The organism is Microbacterium sp. PI-SA-G (assembly GCF_057215335.1).
In genome coordinates, this window is the sequence record NZ_CM170103.1 from 2454183 (window position 1) to 2471734 (window position 17552).

Consider the following 17552-nt stretch of genomic DNA (forward strand, 5'->3'; position numbering starts at 1 on the left):
CGAGAAGTATCCGTCACCTCCTTCCTGATGGTACCCCCCGGGGGTATGCTCGTCCCATGAAGAACCGTTCCACGGCGGCCGCCGCCGTCACCCTCACCGCCCTGCTCGCCCTCTCCGGTTGCGCCGGCACCACCGGCTCCGGAGGCGACATGCCGGGCATGGACCACGGCAGCAGCTCCGGTCCGGCAGCCGAGGGCGAGGCCAATGACGCGGATGTCATGTTCGCGACCATGATGCGGGAACACCATGTACAGGCCGTCGAGATGTCAGACCTGATCCTCGGCAAGGACGGCGTAGACGAGCGCGTGCGTGCGCTGGCCGAGAAGATCAAGGCCGCCCAGCAGCCCGAGATCGAGAAGATGGAAGGCTGGCTCGAAGAGTGGGGTGTTGATGCCGCGGACTCCGGCGCGATGGACCACGGCAGCGGCATGATGAGCGCCGACGACATGCAGGCTCTCGAGGATGCCAGTGGTGCCGACGCTGCACGTCTGTTCCTCGAGCAGATGATCGAGCACCACGACGGGGCGATCGACATGGCTCAAGACGAAGTCGACGACGGCCGAGACAGCGAGGCCGTCGCTCTGGCGCAGGAGATCATCGAGGCGCAGACCACCGAGATCGTCGAGATGGAAGCGATCCTGGCGACGCCCTGACCACGGCTGAGCGGGTCAGATCGGCGTCGAGGTCGATGTGACGGAGAGATGCTCGGTGACGAACATCGTGATCGAGAGGGACGTGCTCAAATCGACTCAATCCCGTCATGATTTCGCAGTTGCAGTTGTGGGGCCATCACCGTGCATTTAATCGGGCGGGTCATACGTGCACCCGGCGATCAGCGCTAGCCAGCCGAATGCCGCGCTTCCACGGGACTGCGCTGGTGAGTTTCGGGCTGGCTGTCCTAGCTGCAGACCAAGGCGGCGACGTGACGCACACAGTAGGTTGTGATCCGCGACGCCGCGCGGTTGGTGAGCACGACACCGCGAGGCATCCAGTTGGACCGAACAGATCAGTCAGCCCCGGAAGCTGGACGCGTCGTGAACGCTTAGCGCGCGATGAAAAAGATCACGCCCACCACGGCGATGGCAGCTACACACAGCACAATCCAGCCGATCCAGCCGTCCCTGAGCGGCCTACCGAGCGCTGGAGGCATCCCCAACTGCTGCCGTATCGCGGCTGCCTGGAGTTCGAGTTCTGCGGATTGGGTTCGCAGTGCCCGAGGCGGACCATGCGGCCAGCGCAGACCATCCTGCTCGCGGTCCACTAACCGGCGCTCGAGCTCGGCCAGCCGGCCTTCCACCGCAACACGCTGATAGTCGGTGAGGTTCTCTGAGCCCTCGTCCTCGCGGTCGCTCAAGAACAGCTCGGCTCTGTGAACTAGGTCACCCGAGGCTCAATGATCGCTTCGCCATGATCGAGGGCATACTTGCGCGCTCGACGTAGCTGTATCACCGCGAGAGGTCCGAAAGCGATGATCAGTGCGACGAACAGAATCACGAGCACGAGAGAAAGCACTTCGGTCGGATCATCAAGGAACCGAATGAGCTGCACGGTTCCGATTCCACCCATCAGGCCGATCAGTTGCGCGAGTTGATAAGCCTGCGCGACCGCTGAGAGGGCCGCAAACCGGGGGGCGACGGCCTCAGTCTCGGCGGAAAGGGAAGTTTTCTTGCCGCGAACGATGATCTTTCCAAGTTCACGTATTCGGTCGAGGTCGCCGTCGACGAGGTCTCGCTGCTGCCGCCCCAGACGCACGCTCACGAAGGTGCAAGAGATCGCCGCGGCCATGATCGCAAAGAGCAGCGCATAGAAGATCATTCCCCACCCCGGCGCCTCCCCCTCGTCGAGCGCCAAGATGAGAGCAGTGATTCCCGCAGCGCTCACGACCAGGGACACCAAGCCGGTCACAATAATGCGGCGTAGGTCACGGTGGAGGTCGGTACGCGTGTACACCGCACCCTCGGTCCGCAAGGACGAGGGACCCTCCGTCCGCCTCATCACCGGACCGAGCCCGACAGCGACGGCCGTAAGTCCGATCCCAATGATGGCGAACAGCGGTACCACCCACCAGGGAGTTCGACTGAGGACGACGTAGACGCTCAGCAGAACCGTGGCGAGCACCTGGGCGCCAACCGTCGTGAGCAGCGATCGACGATAGGCGCGCCGGGCGCTGTCGGACTGTCTCGCATCCCAGAACATCAGCATGCTGCCCAGCAATAGCGGCGCGATCACGTATGTGGTCATCGCAGTCGTCGCCAGAAGGATCCACTCACCCCCACCCTCTGCCTGCAGCGCAAGCAGGACCCCACCGCCCACCAACAACGCCACCGTCACAACAATCGCACCGATGATCGCCAGAATTCGCATGCCGTCTCCCCAGACTCGCCCCAGGACTCAGGGTGCCACAGTCAGGCAGCACGGCGCACTCATTCGCCAGCGGCCAATCGGTACGGACCAATCGCTCGTCCCCGCTGTCGGGCGGTGAACACGGCTCGAGAGGTCGACGTGCCTCTAGGTCGCCGCGACCCGCAGTCCTCCTCCAGTACGCCCCGTCCCGACATGCACGCCAAGATCCTGTTCTCTGGGAGGCTTCCGATATGACAACGTCATTTTTCCAAGCGCCTACGCCGGTCCATCGCGCCGACCGACTCGCCGCGTCCCTAGGCCTCGACCCTGCCCGCTTCTGGATCAAGCGTGACGATCTGATCGGACTGGGCGGAGGCGGGAACAAGGTTCGAAAGCTGGAGTACAGTCTCGCCGAAGCCATCGAAGCGGGTGCCGACACCCTCGCGACAACGGGCGCGGCTCAGAGCAACCACGCTCGCCTCACCGCGGCGGCTAGTTGCGCGGCTAGGGCTCGATGTAGTTCTCGTGCTGAGCGGCCCGCCCGCCGAGCCCACCGGCAATGTGCTCCTGGATCAGCTGTTCGGGGCGTCCGTGGTGTGGGCAGGTCAGACGGATGCGGACGTCCACGCCGATCGCACCGTAGAGACTTTGAAGGATCAGGGGAAGCAGCCGTATCGCATCCCGTGCGGCGGCTCGCGTACGCATGCGCCCGGGCAAGGCAGTCGATGACCAAGTTCGAATGCGCGCCGGGCTTCATCTATCGCTGGCAATACATCGAAGTACACTAAGTACACAACCGTTCACAGGAGGTGTCATGAGCGAGACCAACCCATTTCGACCTACGGCTGGGGCCGAGCCGCCTCAGTTGATCGGACGCGCGGGGGTCCTCGATGAGTTCGTTTACGGACTCCGTATTCGCTCCGGCGCCCCGGGTTTGCTCACCATCTTCACCGGCGCGCGCGGCATCGGCAAGACCGTGATGCTGGGCGAAGCGGAAGACGCCGCTCTTACTCAGGGGTGGATCGTGGTTTCTGAGACCGCCACCCGAGGGTTCTTAGGACGGATAGGCGAGTCGATGCGCTCGGCATCCGAGAGCATCGGCGTCGGGCCCGCCGGCCGAAGAATTACTGGTATCAGCGCGGCAGGCTTCTCCGTCACGACAGAACTTCCCCCGGTGCAACAAGCGGGATGGCGCCAGGTCGGCGAAGAGCTGCTGCGCCACCTGGATGCGCGCGGAACCGGGCTAGCTATCACCCTGGACGAGATTCACGGTGCGGATCGCGACGAGCTTGCCCAGCTGGCAGCATCCGTTCAACACTTCATCCGCGACGGCCTACCCATCGCTCTAGTCTTTGCAGGTCTCCCCGCGGCAGTATCTGACCTTCTGAATGAAGGTGTGGCGACGTTCCTCCGACGCGCCGACCGTATCGACCTGCATGCCGCAGCCATCGATGAAGTCGAAAGCTCATACCTTGAGACGTTCTCCGCCCTCACACCTCAGCTGGACCCGGCCCTACTCCGAATCGCTGCGGAATCTACCGGCGGCTACCCATTCCTGATTCAGCTGATCGGCTACCACCTCTGGCAACTCGCCGAAGCCACCGACGCGCCGCTCACCGCTGAGGACGTGCAGCTCGCTCTGTCCGCCGCCCACCGTCGCAACACCCGGGTCGTTATCGAAGCAGCTCTCTCGACCGTGTCCCAAAAAGACTTGGCTTTTCTGCAGGCTATGGCAGAAGACGATGCGCCGGCCTCTACCGCTGATATCGGGCAGCGGCTTGGAGACAAGAAGAACACCGTCGGCAACTACCGCGCACGACTCATCGACGCAGGCCTTATCCAACCGGCGGGACGAGGCCGACTGGAGTTCGCTATCCCAGGACTTCGAGAGCACCTCCGGCGCAACTAACGGCGTCATCGCGCCGCAGGCCCCCGAGATAGGCTCCGAGGTCTTCGACCCTCGGTCACGCACGCTGGCTGGCTGGCTGGCTGGCTGATCCGCACGCAGTAGCAACGACGCCGCACAGTCATCGCCGCGAACGACTCGCAGTGATCAAGGAGCAGCAATCTGAGGTGTGGCGCGCAGGGTTGAGCGTCGGCGGCGGCCATGCTGCCGATAGTCGACGGTGGGAGCTCGAAGACGAAGCGCGTGCGGTGGAGTCGCGATTGGCTGAACTCGCTGATTGAGGATCGCGCCGCAATGCCTCGGCGGGTACTCACCCGGCTCGTGATGGACTTGACGCATGCGTAGGTTCGTAGGAGTTCTTGCTCTGGGTGCGTCGGTGGGAGTAGTCGCCGCGTGTGCGGGGTGTTCCACTGACTCGCTGGTCTGGGGCTCCGAAGGTGCTGCTGTCAGGGCCGTGGCTGAACGTGTCATCGACGACATGCAGTCCTCGGGCGATTCCTCACAGGTGTGTGCGGACACGGATCCCGAGGTGGGGTCATCCCAGCTGTGGGAGACGCTGGCTGCCGGTGAGCCCGAGAGATACACAGACGAGGAGTGGAAAGACTACGCCGACGCATCCCCCACCTGGTTCATCAACCTCTCCCCGACCGATGAGGCGATCGGCGGAAGAGAGGTGCCGAGTTTTCTGTTTCTGCGCGGCTCGGGAGAGAGCCTCTGTGTCGCGGCTATCGAGTGGGGCGAACTCACCACCTCGCCTTAGTCGCCGACATTCGGCAGCTGCAGCGCACAGAGGCTGAGCCTCTCTCACTCGCGGACACCGCTGTGCTCGGCGGCTCCGCGGGTCGCGCCGATCGTGGCGAGCAGGCGCAGGGCATCGTCGCTTGGTGACCCGGGCTCTGCGCGGTAGACGATCAGCTGCTGCCCGGTCGCACCGCGCACGTCGAAGGCGTGGAACTCGAGGGTGAGGCGCCCCACATCGGGGTGCACGAACACCTTGGCCTCGTGGGTCTTTCCGCGGGCATCATTCTGAGCCCAGAGCGCGGCGAAGTGCGCACTGCCGGCCCGAAGTTCTTCGACCAGCGTCAGAGTCGCGCTGTCATGCGCGTCGTAGCCCAGTGCCAGTCGGATGTTGGCGACGCTCGCCTGCGCTGACCGTTCCCAGTCATCGAAGAAGGCCGCTCCGGCAGGGTCGAGGAAGACCATGCGAGCGAGGTTGCGCGTATCGGCGAACGCCGAATAGAGGGCCCGAGCCAGGGGATTCATGGCGAGCATGTCAAGGCGCCGATCGAGGACGAACGCGGGAGTGTCGGGCCAGGCGTCCAGCAGTCGCAGCAACGAGGATTCCACCTGCTCGACGACCGGCGACGGTGCCGGCGCGGGTGCTGTGCCCGCAAGGCGATACAGGTGCTCACGGGCATCGGGCGTGAGGTCGAGTGCGCGACTGAGGGCGTTGAGGACGGATGCCGAGGGGTTCTCCTCGCGCCCCTGCTCCAGTCGGGCGTAGTAGTCGACGCTCACCCCGGCGAGCATCGAGACCTCCTCGCGGCGAAGTCCGGGTACCCGACGGACCCCGCTCCAGCGGATGCCGGCGGCGTCAGGACTGACGGCAGCGCGTCGCGCGCTGAGGAAGAGTCCGAGATCGTTGGTCGCCATACAGACAGCTTGCCCGCATCCGAGCGCCGGATACAGGGTGCGCCACTGCCTGGGTGCGCCACTGCCTGGGTGCGCTGCTGCCTGGGTGCGCTGCGGTCTGCCTGGGCTGCGCGCGGATCCGCAGGCTGGGGACCAGGATCTCCATCCGGGGGATCGAGGAGGACACATGAACGACGCATTCACACCCGAACTGCTCACCCGCATCATCGACAACCAGGCCGACTACGCCCAGCCGCTGCTGTTCGTCGGCGCACGGATCCACCTGTTCGACTCGCTTGTCGACGAGATGGAGCACGCCGACATCCTGCTCGGTGAGGGATTCATCGTCGGCACCGGACCCGGCATCGTGACCGCGGCAGGAGACGACAACGCGCTCGTGATCGACTGTGCCGGAATGGTGATCGTGCCCGTCGTGGTCGACGCCCGCGCAGCGCTCGGGCTCAACGCCGACCGCTCGGCGGATGTCGGAACGCTGTGGCCCGGCAACACGGGGAGCTTCGCGGTCATCGACGAGGAGCTGGCCACCGATGCGCCGGCTGCCGTCGCGGTGATGCTCGCTCGACCCGAGTCGGTCGCCGCAGTCGTCATCGACGGCAGGGTTGTGCTCTGGAACGGGGAGCGGACGGTGAACGCCCCCGCGCGCGTGGACCGGACGCACACGGGCGAGGTGGCTCCATCCACCAGCCCCTACGTCGGGATGTGGATCGACGAGACCGACTTCCTGCACCAGGAGCTGGCCCCCGACGGTCGCTACGACGAGACGCGTGGCGGACGACCGCACGCGTTCCAGGGCGCCTACTGGATCGACGGCGACCGCATCGACTACCTCGACGACCTCGGGTTCTGGGCCTTCGGCGAGTTCGTCGACGGTGTCCTCCACCACGGGCCGTACATCCTCAACCGACGCTGATTGAAAGGCGACTGCGATGACTCACCACACCACCCACCCCTACGTCGGAATGTGGCACACCTCCGACGCGCACGTGCGACACGAGCTGCTCCCCAACGGGCGCTACGTCGAGGCGCGCGGCACGCGGGAGGCCGCGTACACCGGCCGATACTCCGTCACCGGCGACCACATCGACTACGTGGATGACACGGGGTTCACCGCCGACGGCGACTTCGTCGACGGCGTCCTTCATCACGGCGGCATGATCCTGCGTCGCCAGTAGCGCGGTCCCTGTCGCGGTCGGGAGGTGTCGACCCCGACCGCGGCAGGCACCCCTTGCGATCGCGGAACGCTCCGAGCCCCTCGTGTCAAGCCCACACCCGAAGGATGTGGTCGCGGGTATGAAAGCCTGCATGCATCGAACCTCGCGCAAGGCCTTCCTGGGTCCATTGATCATGCTGCCGCTGCTGTGCGCGGTCTTCTTCACTGCCGTCTCTCTGTTGACCATCAGGTCGTGGGGATTCTCGGTCGCGGCTGGCGTGGTGGTGTTCTTCGCGAGTTTCATCGCCTTGGCGGTCGTCTACGTGACTGTCGACCCGGGCGGTCCGGCGGCGTCTGACGGCGAGGTCGACCAGGAGTGATCGGCACCCTGTCGACCTTCGTCAGAACCCCGGACGCTCGTCCGTGCTCAGCACCGACATCAGCACGGAGTCGACCCACTCGCCGTCCCAGAACAGTGTGTGCCGCTGGCGCCCTTCGTGGCGGAATCCGGCCTTCTCGTAGGCGCGCTCCGCTCGCGGGTTGAACGAGTACACGTCGAGTGAGACGCGATGCAGTCCGATGCGCGTGAACGCGTAGTCGAGCACGGCGACAGTCGCCTCCGTGCCCACCCCGCGTCCGGTGGCGGTCGGCGTCAGGGCGATGCGGAAGTTCATCGACGCGTCGGCCCCCTCGAGCTCGTTCAGCACGACCTCGCCCAGATAGGTCCCGGTCGCGGGATCGATGATCGCCCAGTCCGCACGGTCGGCGCGGGAGTGCACCGACTCGAGGTGCCCCGACACCGCCTCGCGGGTGAAGGTCTCGCGGGTGCCGGTCAGTCGCATGGTGTCGGGGTCGGCGAGCCCCTCCATGACGCCGTCGAGGTGCTGGGGTCCCAACGGCTCGAGTCGAAGCCGCGGGGTGGTCAGCGTGGCGACGGATGTCAGAGCGAACTGGTCGACGCTCGGGGTGGTCATCGTTCCTCCGAAGGGGCGGGTGGGATGCTTCCAGTGAACCGGTCATCCGGCGATCCCGCCAGCGCGATCAGCTCGTCCAACCGCCGCGCGTCGTGCGGAGCCCGGCCCTGCGCGTCGTTGTCGAAGTACACGTAGACGTCTCGGCCCCCGGCATCCGGAGCCGTCCAGGCCGCGACCCGCTCCGCCCACTCCTGCAGCTGCGGCTCGGTGTACCCGCTGTGGTACAGCACCTCCGCACCGTGCAGCCGCACGTAGACGAAGTCGGTCGTGAGGGTGTCGAAGAGCGGCCAGCGCCCCGCCGTGTCGGCGACCGTCAGCGCGACCCCGTGCTCCTGCAGCAGCGCGATGCAGCGTTCGTCGGCGAAGGTCTCTGACCGGGGTTCGAGTGCGTACCGAATCGGCTGGTCTGCCTCGATCTCGAGCCACGCCCGCCCCTCGAGCCGCTCGTCGTGGTCCTGCGCGAGCACGGCCGCTTCGCCCGTCGTGCGCGGCAGCGAGCGCAGGAACGCGTCGAGTCCCTCGGGGTCGAACAGCTGGCGCTCCGGCAGCTGCCACAGGATCGGACCGAGCTGGGCGCCGAGAGCGAGGACTCCCGAGGCGAAGAAGTTCGCCAGCGCCTGCGCCGAGTTCTGCAGGCGCAGCATGTGCGAGATGTACCGCGACCCCTTCACCGCGAACACGAAGTCGTCGGGCACGCTGTCGCGCCACCGTCGGTAGCTCTCGGGCCGCTGCAGCGAGTAGAACGAGCCGTTCAGCTCGACCGAGGTGAACTCCTGGCCGATGTACTCCAACTCGCGGCGCTGAGCGAGGCCCGTCGGGTAGAAGTCGCCGCGCCACCGCGCATAGCGCCAGCCGGACACGCCGACCCACGCGCGTCCGCGATCGTGTGCGTCGGTCTCTGCCATGCCAGCACCGTACGCATCCCGTCGCCTGCGCTCCAGCGCGTTGACCGGGGCCGCGTCTGCCGCTAGGCGGGATCCGGCGCGATTCGGCGGGATCGGTCGGGACCAGGCGGGATCAGTCGGCGAGCTGCGACGACAGGTCGTCGGCGATGCGCGCGATCTCGTCCCGTCCCTCCGTCAGTCGCGCGGCCCCGGCGTCGAGGGCCGTGAGCGCCGCAGCATCCGCTCCGTGCCGACGGGCGAGGCGACGGTTCGAATGCAGGTTGATCAGCGCACCCGCGATCCCGGCACGCAGCGCCTCAGCCGCGACCGCGAGATCGGCGAGCAGACTCCGGTTGCCGATCTCGTCGAGCAGCCGCACCTCGGGGGTCAGCCGGATGCCGACGGCTCCGACCTGCGCCGACGACTCTGCCGCCGCGATGGCCGCGTCACGCACCCGCGCGTCGCGTGCGGGGTCGTCGGTCGGCAGCGCGAGGGCCGCACCGAACTGCGCCGAGGCGACGCCGTCGGCCTCCACAGCCGCCAGCGCTTCGGCACGGATGCCGACGAGACGCGCGCTGCACTCCGTCGCCCGCGGTGCGTCGGTGTACTCGGCGACCATGCGCAGCAGGGCGGCTCCGATCGCCAGCATCACGCCCGCCGCCGCTCCGCCCCCGGGCGCCCCCTGCGCCTCACCGAGCTCGGAGAGCCAGCCGTCGAGCGGTGTGGACGTCGGGATGTCAGCGGAATCCTGCATGCGCGACACCCTATCCGGCGGCACCCACCAGGTCACACCCGCGGCAGCACCGTGGCGGCGATGGCCGCGTTGATGACCACCGAGGTCATGGTGCGGGTCACCGCGCTCGAGGCCGCGGCGGCACCCCAGTCGCCGCGCTCGAACTCCTTGCCGCGCGTGTAGACGTCTCCGCTCCAGGGGATCTCGCTGTGGAACTGCGGCAGGGTGCCGCTCGCCGAGAGCAGTGCGATGCTCGCCGCGGTGCGCTCATCGGCTGGATCGCCGTCGACGAGAGCCGCGCGCACCCGCTGCATCAGCGCGACGCGGCGGTTGCTGCCGAGTGCGAGCGTCGTGGAGGGGAAAATGCCCAGCATCTTGCCCTTCTCACGGCTGATGTCACCGCGTTCGACGAGTCGGTCGAGCACCGGTTCTCGCAGCACCGGGCCGATCGCCGCGAGGACGGTCTGCACGTCGCGCGGCTTTTCGGCGATGTACGCCAGGGCGGGGTCGAGGAGTGCGTCCGGCGCATCGCCGGCACCGATGGCGTGTACGCGGGTGGACAGCCCCTTCTTCTGGATCTCGATGCGGCCGGCCAGCGCGAGGTCGGCCAGCACGGCGCCGCCGAGGACGTAGAAGCGGATGTTCTCGCCCGCGATACTGCCCGAGTCGGGCTGGAACAGCAGGAGGAGGGTGTCCTCCACCAGCAACGGCTCGGCCGACACCCGCTCGCCGGTCCCGGGTTCGACGGCGGTCTGGTTCGTGTCATCCGACATGCGGTTCTCCTTCAGTGTTCGACTTCAATGATTCAGCCGCCTCGGCCGTCTCGCTCGCGGGCGCGGTCGGGAGCCCCACGGCCAGGGCGCTCATCCGGGCGATCACGTCGAGCTGTGCCTCGTTGTACAGCTCGACGACGGTCTCGAGGAACGTCTCCTGGGTCGCCTTGCGGCCCTTCGACAGGTGGGCGTCGGGCTGCATCAGCCACGGATAGTCCGCGAGCTGACGGGCGAGTTCCGGGGCCAGCGCCTCGGCCAGGCGCTGCCGCGTCGCGTCGTCGGCGTCGGGCGCGAGCGCATCGAACTCGGCGTCCGCGGCGATCGGTTCGGTGTCGACCATGCGCTTGAGGTCCGACATCGCGGATTCGTCGTAGAGCTGCGAGTAGACCAGCATCAGTGAGCGCTCCGGGGCGGTCAGTCTGCCGGCCACGTCTTCGAAGCCGGCGGGGACATCGGTCGCTGTGGAGCCTTGCAGGATGGCGCGGATCTCGGCGCGGGCACGCTGGAGTCGTTCGATGCTCGCTGTCAGATCGGCGTCGATCGCGAGGAGGGCCGGCGCGGCATCCGCCCCTCGTCCGAACCCGACCGCCTCGATCTGGGTGAGCGGTACGCCGAGATCCCGCAGCCGCCGGATCTGCAGAAGGCGCACCAGATGCCGCGCGCGGTACTGCTTGTACCCGTTCGAGAGGCGCTCGGGCTGCTCCAGGAGGCCGGCGCGGTGATAGTGCCGCACGGTGTTCACGGTCGTTCCGGCGAGATCCGCCACTTCGCGTGTGCTCCACGCCATGGTTGTCGCATCCTCTCGTCGTGTGAGGCGGCCGCCGTCGCGGCCGCCACTGACACCCATTCAAGACCCTGTTCCCGGAACAGGGTCAAGGCCTGCGAGATCGCGGATCCTGCCCGCTTGACCGTGTGGTGAGAACACGGTCTTGACTGCTCTCATCACCCGACCGAAAGAGACGAGACATGGACAACCCGTATCCCTGGCTGCAGGACTTCATCAACCAGGTTCCCGAGCTGCTGCAGCCGCTGATGGTCGCGCTCGTCGCCGCCATCCCCTACATCGAGGGAGAAGGCGCCGCGGCGTTCGGGATCATCGCCGGCATCAACCCGATCGTCGCCGCACTCGCCGCCATGGCGGGCAACATCCTCTGCGTGATCGCCGTCGTGCTGCTGAGTTCGCGCATCCGCGGCGGCATCGTCGCGCGTCGTGCGGCGCGTGCCGAAGAGCGGCCCGTCGTGCCGGTCGCCGCCGGGTCGAGCCTCGGCGCGGCGCCGGTCGACGCCGAGGAGCGCGACGACGGAGACGCCGAGACGCCGACGGATCGACCCTCGAAGGGCCGCGCGAAGCTGACCCGCTGGATGGTGCGCTTCGGAGTGCCCGGCGCGAGCATCCTCGCACCGCTCGCACTGCCGACGATGCTGACCGCGGCGTTCTTCGTGGCATCCGGTGTGCGCAAGGAGTGGGTCATCCTGTGGCAGGTCGTCGCGATCGTGCTCTGGACGGGCGCGGTCGCCGCGGCAGCGACCGGGCTGCTCACTCTGCTCGGGTGGTGAGCGTGGCGCGAACCGCCCTCAGCGACGGATGCCGACGTAGACGGTGTTCGACGAGACGCCGCCGGTGAGGCGGTTGTCGAAGTCGACGACGTGAGCGCGGGCGTCGTCGAAGACCTCGGCGAGAACCGCCATGAACTCGTCGTCGGGCGGATCGTCCGACCAGAGCGCGAAGACGCCGCGCTCTGCGAGATGCTGCGCGAGAGCGGCGAGACCGGTCGACGAGTACAGGTCGGAATGGCTCGGGTCGAGCGTGTGCCGGGGGGAGTGGTCGACATCGAGCAGGATCACGTCGTGCGGCGTGGACGCAGCATCGGGAGCCTGCCGCATGACCGCGAAGAAGTCGTCGTGCGTGAGCGTGGTCCGTTCGTCGTCGACCAGAGCGGCGGATACGGGCAGCAGCTTGCGCTCGTGCCAGCGGATGACGGCGGGGAGCGCGTCGATGACTTCGAGGCGAGTCACGCGCGAGTCGTCGAGCGCGGTCACGGCGGTGTACCCGAGACCGAGTCCGCCGACGAGCACCCGCAGGCGATCACCCGACGCGGCGGCCAGCCCCAGGACGGCGAGCTCCACCTCGGCGACCGTGAAGAGGCTCGACATCAGGTACTCGTCCTTGAGCTTGACCTCGTAGATCATCTCGTGCGTCGCGGGGTCCGCCCGGCGGCGCAGTGACAGCTCGCCCATGCGGGTGGTCTGCCAGTCGAGCTCTTCGAACCGTGCGATCATTCCGAGGCCTCTCGTGGACAGGCTTCCCACCTTACGTGGCCGCCCGGCCGCGCGACCCGGTTCGCGCACGCACGTCGTCACTTCGACCGGACTTTCGGCTGACGCCGAGCGGACAATCGGCCTATCGGCGATGCGGCGCCCGATGGGAGTCTGCTTCCGAGCGCAGTCACCATCTCGTTTCTGCTCTGACTATCGGGAGTCCACATGCAGACCATCTACTCAAGCTCGCGACGGGTCGTCGCGGCCGTGCTGATCGCGGTTCTCGTCACCTCTGCGGTTCTCAGCGCGCTCCGGGGCGTCGACACATCGGCGATCGTGGTGATCGCGAGCGCCGCGGTCGCCTCCCTGCTTCTCGTCATCGTGATCGCGGGTCCGAAGCCTCGATTCGGCGTCGAGATGCTCGCCTTCCTCGTCTGCGCTCTCGCAGTCGCCGTCTCGTGGGGCGCCGCGGTGCTCGAGCCCGGGTACCTGGTCTATCTGCCTCCTCTGGTCGTGGCGATCGGGTTCGCGACCATCGCGCTGATGCTCCGCACGGAGGCGGGGGCGGCCGCAACAGAGGATCGGCTGTGACGCCGATCCCCACAGGGGTCGCTCGAAGCATCCAGGACGCCACGGCCCTCGACCGTCTCGGTTGGCGGCTCTCGCTGTCTGCCTGCCTTCCGCGCGGCTCGCACGTACACGGATGAGGCGCTAGAAGCTGATCAGTCCGGCACGGGCGGCCAGCACGAGAACCTGCACGCGATCGCGCGCATCCCACTTCGCCATGATCGAACTGAGGTAGCCCTTGACCGTGCCTGTCGAGAGATGGAGCGACCTGGCGATCTCGGTGTTGGACTGGCCCCTGGCGAGCTCATCGAGCACTTCGGTCTCGCGCTCGGTCAACGCCGGGAGCCTGATCGTCGCCGACCCGGGACCCGATCCGTCGCGTATTGAGGACAGCAGCCGCTCGGTGACCGGCGGCGAGAGCACGCCACCCCCGGAGTGGATCTCCCGGATGGCGGAGATGATGTCTTCAGGATCCGTGTCCTTGAGCAGATAGCCCGATGCGCCGGCATGCAGCGCCGCGAGCACGGGCTCCATCGTCCCGAACGTGGTCAAGGCGATCACCCGTGTCATGGGGAATCCGGAGGTGATCTCTCTCATCGCCTCAATGCCGCCGACGCGGGGCATCTGCAGGTCCATCAGCACGACATCGGGCCGGATCTGCGCCGTCAGAGCCACCGCTTCCGCTCCGTCGGCGGCGACACCGGCGACCGTCATCCCGGACTCGCTCTCGATGAACACGGAGAGAGCGCGCCGGACGAGCGACTCGTCGTCGGCGATCAGCACACGGACCGTCCCCATGGAATCAGCCTACGCATCACCGACCGGTCGACCGGCGGGATCCGCCTGTGCCCGGGGTAGCCTAGACGCTCAGCGAGAGGTTCAGGAGACGACCAGGAGATGGGCGCACCGCGACGACGGCTGATCGCAGCTTCGGTGGGCGAGCTGTTCATGGGTTCCTCGTCGCTGTCCAAGGCCGAACGTCTGATCCTCGGGATCGTCGTCGGGGCCGGTCTGGTCGCGGCCCTTCTGACCCCGGTGTCTCCGAGTGAGAGCCTTGGGGAGAGCCTCTTCGAAACGCTGCTCATCGTCGCGTTCGGCGTCTTCCTCTGGGCGCCGCGGATCGCCGCCGCGGCCCTGCTGGCGGCGATCGCGTTCTCGTTCACGATCGACGAGGTCGCGCCGGCGCTCCTGGCCGGAGCGATCGCGGTCGGGCTCGTCGCGCGCACCTGCACCAGGGCGTTCGTGTTCGGGTACTCATCGGTGTGCGTGGTGCTGGTCCTCGTCGCCGCGCTCACGCAGGGCGATATCGCGCTCGGTGGGACGCTCGTCATCCTCATCACAGCCGGACTTGCTGCCGCGGTGGGAGCGTTGCAGCGATGGGCGATCACCAAAGAGCGGAGGTCGGCCGTCCAACTGGCGGCGCGAGCTGAACAGGAGGAGGCGGCCGCGCATGCCGAACGGCAGCGGATCGCCGATGAGCTTCACGACGGCCTCGCACACGATCTGACGATCATCGCGATGCACGCCAGCGTGCTCGAACGCACACCGGGGATCGAGGAACGACGACAGTCGCAGCAGGCAATCTCCGCCGCCGCGAGGAAGGGACTCGCGGATCTGCGCTGGATGCTCGGGCAGATGGATGTCTTCCAGGGCAACGAGAATCTTGTCGTCGGGGACCTGGCGTCCGCGGTCTCGGAAATGGTCGACGAACTGACGGCTGCCGGCTGGGTCGTCGCTCTGCAAGGCGCGGACCTCACAGCGGACGACCTTCCACGACCTGTCTCGACAGCCCTCGCCCGCATCGTGCGGGAGGGCGGAACGAATGCCCTCAAGCACGCGAGCCCCGGTCGCGCGGAGCTCAGCTTCGTCAGTGAAGAGGCCTTCGTCGGCGTGCGCATGATCAACGACATCGGTCTGGGGGAACGCCATCGCCTTCCCCCGGGTGGCTATGGCACGGTGCGCATGGCCGAGCGCGTGCGAAGCCTCGGCGGCACGCTCGATGTGGGGGAGAAGAACGGACGTTGGATCCTTGAGGTTCGCTTGCCGCGAGGCATCGCGGTTCCGACCCGATCAGGGATCTGAGACGGTCACGGCGCTGGGAGACCACGTCGCCGCTCGGCGCACCGACGCCGCACCAGCCGCCCGCGTCACGGTCGAACGCGGACCGTGCGTCCCTCGAACGTGACCAGGTCGCCGTCGTGCAGCTGCCGCCCGCGCCGGCGATCGACCTCGTCGTTCACGAAGACGTAGCCGTCGATGATGACCTCTTTCGCGTCGCCGCCCGAGTCGAGCAGACCCGAGAACTTCAGGAACTGCCCGAGGCGGATCATGTCGCCGCCGATGGAGATGTCGTCGATCCGGCCGCTGTTCGTCATCCCTGAATGCTAGTCGCCCGAGAACCGCGCGTGATTATGCGTCGTGCTCCCCGGATCTGGCAACCCCCTCATCTGGTATCCCATCGCTCCGTACGGTCATCACATGCACCCAGACCCTTCCGCCCCCTGACGCCGACGCACCAGACGTGTGATCACCGCGACCACGACGGTGATCTCCGGGAGACGTCGGGCGGTCCAGCGTCGGGCCGTCCGTGAGATCGTCTCCGCCTAGCACCGGCGGCGCGAGCGTCACTCTGACGCCACGCCGCCGGTCACCAACTCGAAACCACTTCATCCCGAGACTGTCCTTGCGGACAGGGCGATCCCGTGCGGCGGACGGGGGCGCACCGAGGCCTCGATCGCGAGGCTGGGGATATGGACATCTCCTCATCCCCGCCGCCGCTGCAAGCGCGCGGACTGCACAAGACATTCCGTGGTCGCACTCGCGTCGACGGAGTCACCTTCACCGCTGACGCCGGACGCGTGGTGGGCCTGCTCGGGCCCAACGGCGCCGGCAAGACGACCACGATCCGGCTGCTTCTCGGACTCGTGGCATCGGATGCCGGTGAGGCGCTCGTCTTCGGACGCCCCTACCGCGACCTCGAGCGGCCGGCCGCAATGGTCGGCGCCGTGCTCGACGCCGGCGGACTGCACCCCGCTCGCACCGGGCGTCAGCATCTGCGCATCGCCGCGGCGCGCGCCGAGGTCGCCCCCGAACGCGTCGACGCCGTTCTCACCGAAGTGGGCATGACGGCCGACGCCGACCGTCGGTCGGGCGGGTACTCGCTCGGAATGAAGCAGCGCATAGCGATCGCCGCAGCGCTGCTCGGCGAGCCGCGGCTCCTCATGCTCGACGAGCCGTCGAACGGCCTCGACCCCGCCGGCATGCGCTGGCTGCGTGATCGCCTGCGGGCCTTCGCAGATGCGGGCGGCACCGTGCTCCTCTCCTCCCACCTGCTGTCGGACGTGCAGGACATCGCTGACGACATCGTCGTGATCACCGACGGACGGGTCGTCGCCGACGTGACACTGGCCGATGCCGTCGCCACCGCGAGCGGAGACCTCGAGGGCTACTACCTCGACGTCACCCAGACGGCGGAGGTGCGCTGATGTTCCGTGCAGAACTCATCGGACTGACCACGACGACCGCGACCAAGGTCAGCGCCCTCGTCGCCGTCATCGGCCTCATGTTCACGCAGCTGACGTTCGTCACCCTGCTCCCCGCGCTGGCTCGCGGCGACATCGGTCCCGGCGCCGCGGCGCTCGGAGCCGAGATCCCGGTACTCGACCTGACCTCGGCCGCCGCACAGCTCGACACGATCAACCCGCTCGGGGCGTCGATGGGAAGCGGATCCATCGGCATCGCGCTCATCGCCATCGTCTTGCTCGGCGCCCTCGCCGGCACCAGTGACGACCGCTACGGCGGGATGGTCGGCGCCGCTCTCGCGTCCCCGCGCCGAGGACGCATCGTCGCCGGCAAGGCGATGGCTGTCGGACTCGTCGGCATCGTGATCGGCGCGGCCATGGCCGTCGCCAGCCTCGCGACACTGCTCGCCACACTCGCGGTGACGGGGATCCCCTTCACCGCCGGCATCGGCGACGTGGTCGCCACCCTCGGCCGCGGTGTCGGGGCGATCGCCGGCCTCGCCCTGATCGGGCTCGCGGTCGGAATTCTCGTGCGCACACAGCTCGCCGGCATCATCGCCATGCTCGCGATCCTCTTCGCCGAGCCGATCATCACCGGCATCGCCCAGCTGATCACCGGCGGCTCGCCGGTCTGGACGCAGTTCCTGCCCGCCGCCCTCGCGCAGAACGTCATCCACGGCGGTTCGGCCGAGGTCAGTGTCGGCGTCGCTGCGGCCGCACTGGTCGCGCTCTCGGCGGCGGCGCTCGCCGCGGCATCCGTCGCTCTCTCCCGACGCGACCTCTGACCCG

Annotated in this window: 23 protein-coding genes and 1 pseudogene; 12 read left to right on the top strand and 12 right to left on the bottom strand. The window is 67.6% G+C overall.

Features of this window, described 5'->3' with window-relative positions:
• Positions 1 to 56: 56 nt before the first annotated feature.
• Entirely contained in the window at positions 57 to 653 is a 597-nt protein-coding gene (locus AC2D10_RS11965; RefSeq protein ID WP_484707958.1) for a DUF305 domain-containing protein, read from the top strand.
• A gap of 389 nt (positions 654 to 1042) precedes the next feature.
• Here AC2D10_RS11965 and AC2D10_RS11970 read toward each other — a convergent pair whose 3' ends face one another.
• Complete coding sequence (locus AC2D10_RS11970; RefSeq protein WP_484707959.1) at positions 1043 to 1354, bottom strand: hypothetical protein; 312 nt, start codon at positions 1352 to 1354, stop codon at positions 1043 to 1045.
• A gap of 20 nt (positions 1355 to 1374) precedes the next feature.
• Complete coding sequence (locus AC2D10_RS11975; RefSeq protein WP_484707961.1) at positions 1375 to 2364, bottom strand: hypothetical protein; 990 nt, start codon at positions 2362 to 2364, stop codon at positions 1375 to 1377.
• A gap of 230 nt (positions 2365 to 2594) precedes the next feature.
• Here AC2D10_RS11975 and AC2D10_RS11980 point away from each other — a divergent pair.
• A pseudogene (locus AC2D10_RS11980) lies at positions 2595 to 2837 on the top strand (pyridoxal-phosphate dependent enzyme); the annotation flags it as partial.
• Between the two features lie 10 nt (positions 2838 to 2847).
• Here AC2D10_RS11980 and AC2D10_RS11985 read toward each other — a convergent pair.
• The gene (locus AC2D10_RS11985; protein WP_484711879.1) at positions 2848 to 3048 is read right to left on the bottom strand and encodes a hypothetical protein; all 201 of its coding nucleotides are present in this window, start codon (positions 3046 to 3048) and stop codon (positions 2848 to 2850) included.
• Positions 3049 to 3157: 109 nt separating this feature from the next.
• Between AC2D10_RS11985 and AC2D10_RS11990 the strand changes: the two genes are divergently transcribed.
• Together AC2D10_RS11990 and AC2D10_RS11995 are read left to right on the top strand one after the other, a co-directional pair.
• Complete coding sequence (locus AC2D10_RS11990; protein WP_484707962.1) at positions 3158 to 4252, top strand: ATP-binding protein; 1095 nt, start codon at positions 3158 to 3160, stop codon at positions 4250 to 4252.
• Positions 4253 to 4586: 334 nt separating this feature from the next.
• The gene (locus tag AC2D10_RS11995) at positions 4587 to 5009 is read left to right on the top strand and encodes a hypothetical protein (RefSeq protein WP_484707964.1); all 423 of its coding nucleotides are present in this window, start codon (positions 4587 to 4589) and stop codon (positions 5007 to 5009) included.
• A 44-nt stretch (positions 5010 to 5053) separates the two neighbouring features.
• On the opposite strand, the gene AC2D10_RS12000 is transcribed toward AC2D10_RS11995, so the two are convergent.
• Positions 5054 to 5902, bottom strand: a complete 849-nt coding sequence (locus tag AC2D10_RS12000) for a helix-turn-helix domain-containing protein (RefSeq protein WP_484707965.1) — start codon at positions 5900 to 5902, stop codon at positions 5054 to 5056.
• A 166-nt stretch (positions 5903 to 6068) separates the two neighbouring features.
• Here AC2D10_RS12000 and AC2D10_RS12005 point away from each other — a divergent pair, with 166 nt between their 5' ends.
• From AC2D10_RS12005 to AC2D10_RS12015, 3 genes are all read left to right on the top strand, one after another.
• Complete coding sequence (locus AC2D10_RS12005; RefSeq protein WP_484707966.1) at positions 6069 to 6812, top strand: Atu4866 domain-containing protein; 744 nt, start codon at positions 6069 to 6071, stop codon at positions 6810 to 6812.
• A 16-nt stretch (positions 6813 to 6828) separates the two neighbouring features.
• Positions 6829 to 7074, top strand: coding sequence for an Atu4866 domain-containing protein (locus AC2D10_RS12010; protein ID WP_484707967.1), 246 nt, complete (start codon positions 6829 to 6831; stop codon positions 7072 to 7074).
• Positions 7075 to 7204: 130 nt separating this feature from the next.
• Positions 7205 to 7432 carry a hypothetical protein gene (locus AC2D10_RS12015; protein WP_484707968.1) on the top strand — a complete coding sequence of 76 codons (228 nt, stop codon included), beginning with the start codon at positions 7205 to 7207 and terminating at the stop codon, positions 7430 to 7432.
• Positions 7433 to 7453: 21 nt separating this feature from the next.
• Here AC2D10_RS12015 and AC2D10_RS12020 read toward each other — a convergent pair whose 3' ends face one another.
• The 5 genes from AC2D10_RS12020 to AC2D10_RS12040 all read right to left on the bottom strand — a co-directional run bounded on the left by AC2D10_RS12020 (position 7454) and on the right by AC2D10_RS12040 (position 11203).
• Complete coding sequence (locus AC2D10_RS12020; RefSeq protein ID WP_484707969.1) at positions 7454 to 8026, bottom strand: GNAT family N-acetyltransferase; 573 nt, start codon at positions 8024 to 8026, stop codon at positions 7454 to 7456.
• Positions 8023 to 8931, bottom strand: coding sequence for a DUF72 domain-containing protein (locus tag AC2D10_RS12025; protein ID WP_484707970.1), 909 nt, complete (start codon positions 8929 to 8931; stop codon positions 8023 to 8025). Before AC2D10_RS12025 ends, AC2D10_RS12020 begins: the two co-directional genes overlap by 4 nt.
• A gap of 112 nt (positions 8932 to 9043) precedes the next feature.
• A complete protein-coding gene (locus AC2D10_RS12030) occupies positions 9044 to 9664 on the bottom strand; it encodes a cyclodeaminase/cyclohydrolase family protein (RefSeq protein ID WP_484707972.1) in 621 nt (206 codons plus the stop codon).
• 32 nt (positions 9665 to 9696) lie between these two features.
• A complete protein-coding gene (locus AC2D10_RS12035) occupies positions 9697 to 10416 on the bottom strand; it encodes a GOLPH3/VPS74 family protein (RefSeq protein WP_484707973.1) in 720 nt (239 codons plus the stop codon).
• The gene (locus AC2D10_RS12040; RefSeq protein WP_484707974.1) at positions 10406 to 11203 is read right to left on the bottom strand and encodes a MerR family transcriptional regulator; all 798 of its coding nucleotides are present in this window, start codon (positions 11201 to 11203) and stop codon (positions 10406 to 10408) included. Before AC2D10_RS12040 ends, AC2D10_RS12035 begins: the two co-directional genes overlap by 11 nt.
• A 179-nt stretch (positions 11204 to 11382) precedes the next feature.
• On the opposite strand from AC2D10_RS12040, the gene AC2D10_RS12045 reads away from it, so the two are divergent.
• Positions 11383 to 11973 carry a small multidrug efflux protein gene (locus tag AC2D10_RS12045; protein WP_484707975.1) on the top strand — a complete coding sequence of 197 codons (591 nt, stop codon included), beginning with the start codon at positions 11383 to 11385 and terminating at the stop codon, positions 11971 to 11973.
• An 18-nt stretch (positions 11974 to 11991) separates the two neighbouring features.
• Here the strand turns inward: AC2D10_RS12045 and AC2D10_RS12050 are convergent, their stop codons facing one another.
• Positions 11992 to 12696 carry a spermidine synthase gene (locus AC2D10_RS12050; protein WP_484707976.1) on the bottom strand — a complete coding sequence of 235 codons (705 nt, stop codon included), beginning with the start codon at positions 12694 to 12696 and terminating at the stop codon, positions 11992 to 11994.
• A gap of 204 nt (positions 12697 to 12900) precedes the next feature.
• Between AC2D10_RS12050 and AC2D10_RS12055 the strand changes: the two genes are divergently transcribed.
• Entirely contained in the window at positions 12901 to 13266 is a 366-nt protein-coding gene (locus tag AC2D10_RS12055; protein ID WP_484707977.1) for a hypothetical protein, read from the top strand.
• 120 nt (positions 13267 to 13386) lie between these two features.
• On the opposite strand, the gene AC2D10_RS12060 is transcribed toward AC2D10_RS12055, so the two are convergent.
• The gene (locus AC2D10_RS12060; protein WP_484707978.1) at positions 13387 to 14040 is read right to left on the bottom strand and encodes a response regulator; all 654 of its coding nucleotides are present in this window, start codon (positions 14038 to 14040) and stop codon (positions 13387 to 13389) included.
• 99 nt (positions 14041 to 14139) lie between these two features.
• Between AC2D10_RS12060 and AC2D10_RS12065 the strand changes: the two genes are divergently transcribed.
• A complete protein-coding gene (locus tag AC2D10_RS12065; protein WP_484707979.1) occupies positions 14140 to 15324 on the top strand; it encodes a sensor histidine kinase in 1185 nt (394 codons plus the stop codon).
• Positions 15325 to 15389: 65 nt separating this feature from the next.
• On the opposite strand, the gene AC2D10_RS12070 is transcribed toward AC2D10_RS12065, so the two are convergent.
• Positions 15390 to 15617 carry an RNA-binding S4 domain-containing protein gene (locus tag AC2D10_RS12070; protein ID WP_484707980.1) on the bottom strand — a complete coding sequence of 76 codons (228 nt, stop codon included), beginning with the start codon at positions 15615 to 15617 and terminating at the stop codon, positions 15390 to 15392.
• A 375-nt stretch (positions 15618 to 15992) separates the two neighbouring features.
• Between AC2D10_RS12070 and AC2D10_RS12075 the strand changes: the two genes are divergently transcribed.
• Entirely contained in the window at positions 15993 to 16727 is a 735-nt protein-coding gene (locus AC2D10_RS12075) for an ABC transporter ATP-binding protein (RefSeq protein WP_484707981.1), read from the top strand.
• Positions 16727 to 17548, top strand: coding sequence for a hypothetical protein (locus AC2D10_RS12080; protein ID WP_484707982.1), 822 nt, complete (start codon positions 16727 to 16729; stop codon positions 17546 to 17548). The genes AC2D10_RS12075 and AC2D10_RS12080 overlap by 1 nt, the downstream gene beginning before the upstream one ends.
• The last annotated feature ends 4 nt before the right edge of the window (positions 17549 to 17552 follow it).

What these genes read in the sequence shown, in the direction of transcription:
- AC2D10_RS11965 (WP_484707958.1), top strand. Translation starts at nt 57, where the DNA reads ATGAAGAACCGTTCCACGGCGGCCGCCGCCGTCACCCTCACCGCCCTG.
- AC2D10_RS11975 (WP_484707961.1), bottom strand. Translation starts at nt 2,364, where the DNA reads ATGCGAATTCTGGCGATCATCGGTGCGATTGTTGTGACGGTGGCGTTG.
- AC2D10_RS11985 (WP_484711879.1), bottom strand. Translation starts at nt 3,048, where the DNA reads ATGCGTACGCGAGCCGCCGCACGGGATGCGATACGGCTGCTTCCCCTG.
- AC2D10_RS11990 (WP_484707962.1), top strand. Translation starts at nt 3,158, where the DNA reads ATGAGCGAGACCAACCCATTTCGACCTACGGCTGGGGCCGAGCCGCCT.
- AC2D10_RS11995 (WP_484707964.1), top strand. Translation starts at nt 4,587, where the DNA reads ATGCGTAGGTTCGTAGGAGTTCTTGCTCTGGGTGCGTCGGTGGGAGTA.
- AC2D10_RS12000 (WP_484707965.1), bottom strand. Translation starts at nt 5,902, where the DNA reads ATGGCGACCAACGATCTCGGACTCTTCCTCAGCGCGCGACGCGCTGCC.
- AC2D10_RS12005 (WP_484707966.1), top strand. Translation starts at nt 6,069, where the DNA reads ATGAACGACGCATTCACACCCGAACTGCTCACCCGCATCATCGACAAC.
- AC2D10_RS12010 (WP_484707967.1), top strand. Translation starts at nt 6,829, where the DNA reads ATGACTCACCACACCACCCACCCCTACGTCGGAATGTGGCACACCTCC.
- AC2D10_RS12015 (WP_484707968.1), top strand. Translation starts at nt 7,205, where the DNA reads ATGCATCGAACCTCGCGCAAGGCCTTCCTGGGTCCATTGATCATGCTG.
- AC2D10_RS12020 (WP_484707969.1), bottom strand. Translation starts at nt 8,026, where the DNA reads ATGACCACCCCGAGCGTCGACCAGTTCGCTCTGACATCCGTCGCCACG.
- AC2D10_RS12025 (WP_484707970.1), bottom strand. Translation starts at nt 8,931, where the DNA reads ATGGCAGAGACCGACGCACACGATCGCGGACGCGCGTGGGTCGGCGTG.
- AC2D10_RS12030 (WP_484707972.1), bottom strand. Translation starts at nt 9,664, where the DNA reads ATGCAGGATTCCGCTGACATCCCGACGTCCACACCGCTCGACGGCTGG.
- AC2D10_RS12035 (WP_484707973.1), bottom strand. Translation starts at nt 10,416, where the DNA reads ATGTCGGATGACACGAACCAGACCGCCGTCGAACCCGGGACCGGCGAG.
- AC2D10_RS12040 (WP_484707974.1), bottom strand. Translation starts at nt 11,203, where the DNA reads ATGGCGTGGAGCACACGCGAAGTGGCGGATCTCGCCGGAACGACCGTG.
- AC2D10_RS12045 (WP_484707975.1), top strand. Translation starts at nt 11,383, where the DNA reads ATGGACAACCCGTATCCCTGGCTGCAGGACTTCATCAACCAGGTTCCC.
- AC2D10_RS12050 (WP_484707976.1), bottom strand. Translation starts at nt 12,696, where the DNA reads ATGATCGCACGGTTCGAAGAGCTCGACTGGCAGACCACCCGCATGGGC.
- AC2D10_RS12055 (WP_484707977.1), top strand. Translation starts at nt 12,901, where the DNA reads ATGCAGACCATCTACTCAAGCTCGCGACGGGTCGTCGCGGCCGTGCTG.
- AC2D10_RS12060 (WP_484707978.1), bottom strand. Translation starts at nt 14,040, where the DNA reads ATGGGGACGGTCCGTGTGCTGATCGCCGACGACGAGTCGCTCGTCCGG.
- AC2D10_RS12065 (WP_484707979.1), top strand. Translation starts at nt 14,140, where the DNA reads ATGGGCGCACCGCGACGACGGCTGATCGCAGCTTCGGTGGGCGAGCTG.
- AC2D10_RS12070 (WP_484707980.1), bottom strand. Translation starts at nt 15,617, where the DNA reads ATGACGAACAGCGGCCGGATCGACGACATCTCCATCGGCGGCGACATG.
- AC2D10_RS12075 (WP_484707981.1), top strand. Translation starts at nt 15,993, where the DNA reads ATGGACATCTCCTCATCCCCGCCGCCGCTGCAAGCGCGCGGACTGCAC.
- AC2D10_RS12080 (WP_484707982.1), top strand. Translation starts at nt 16,727, where the DNA reads ATGTTCCGTGCAGAACTCATCGGACTGACCACGACGACCGCGACCAAG.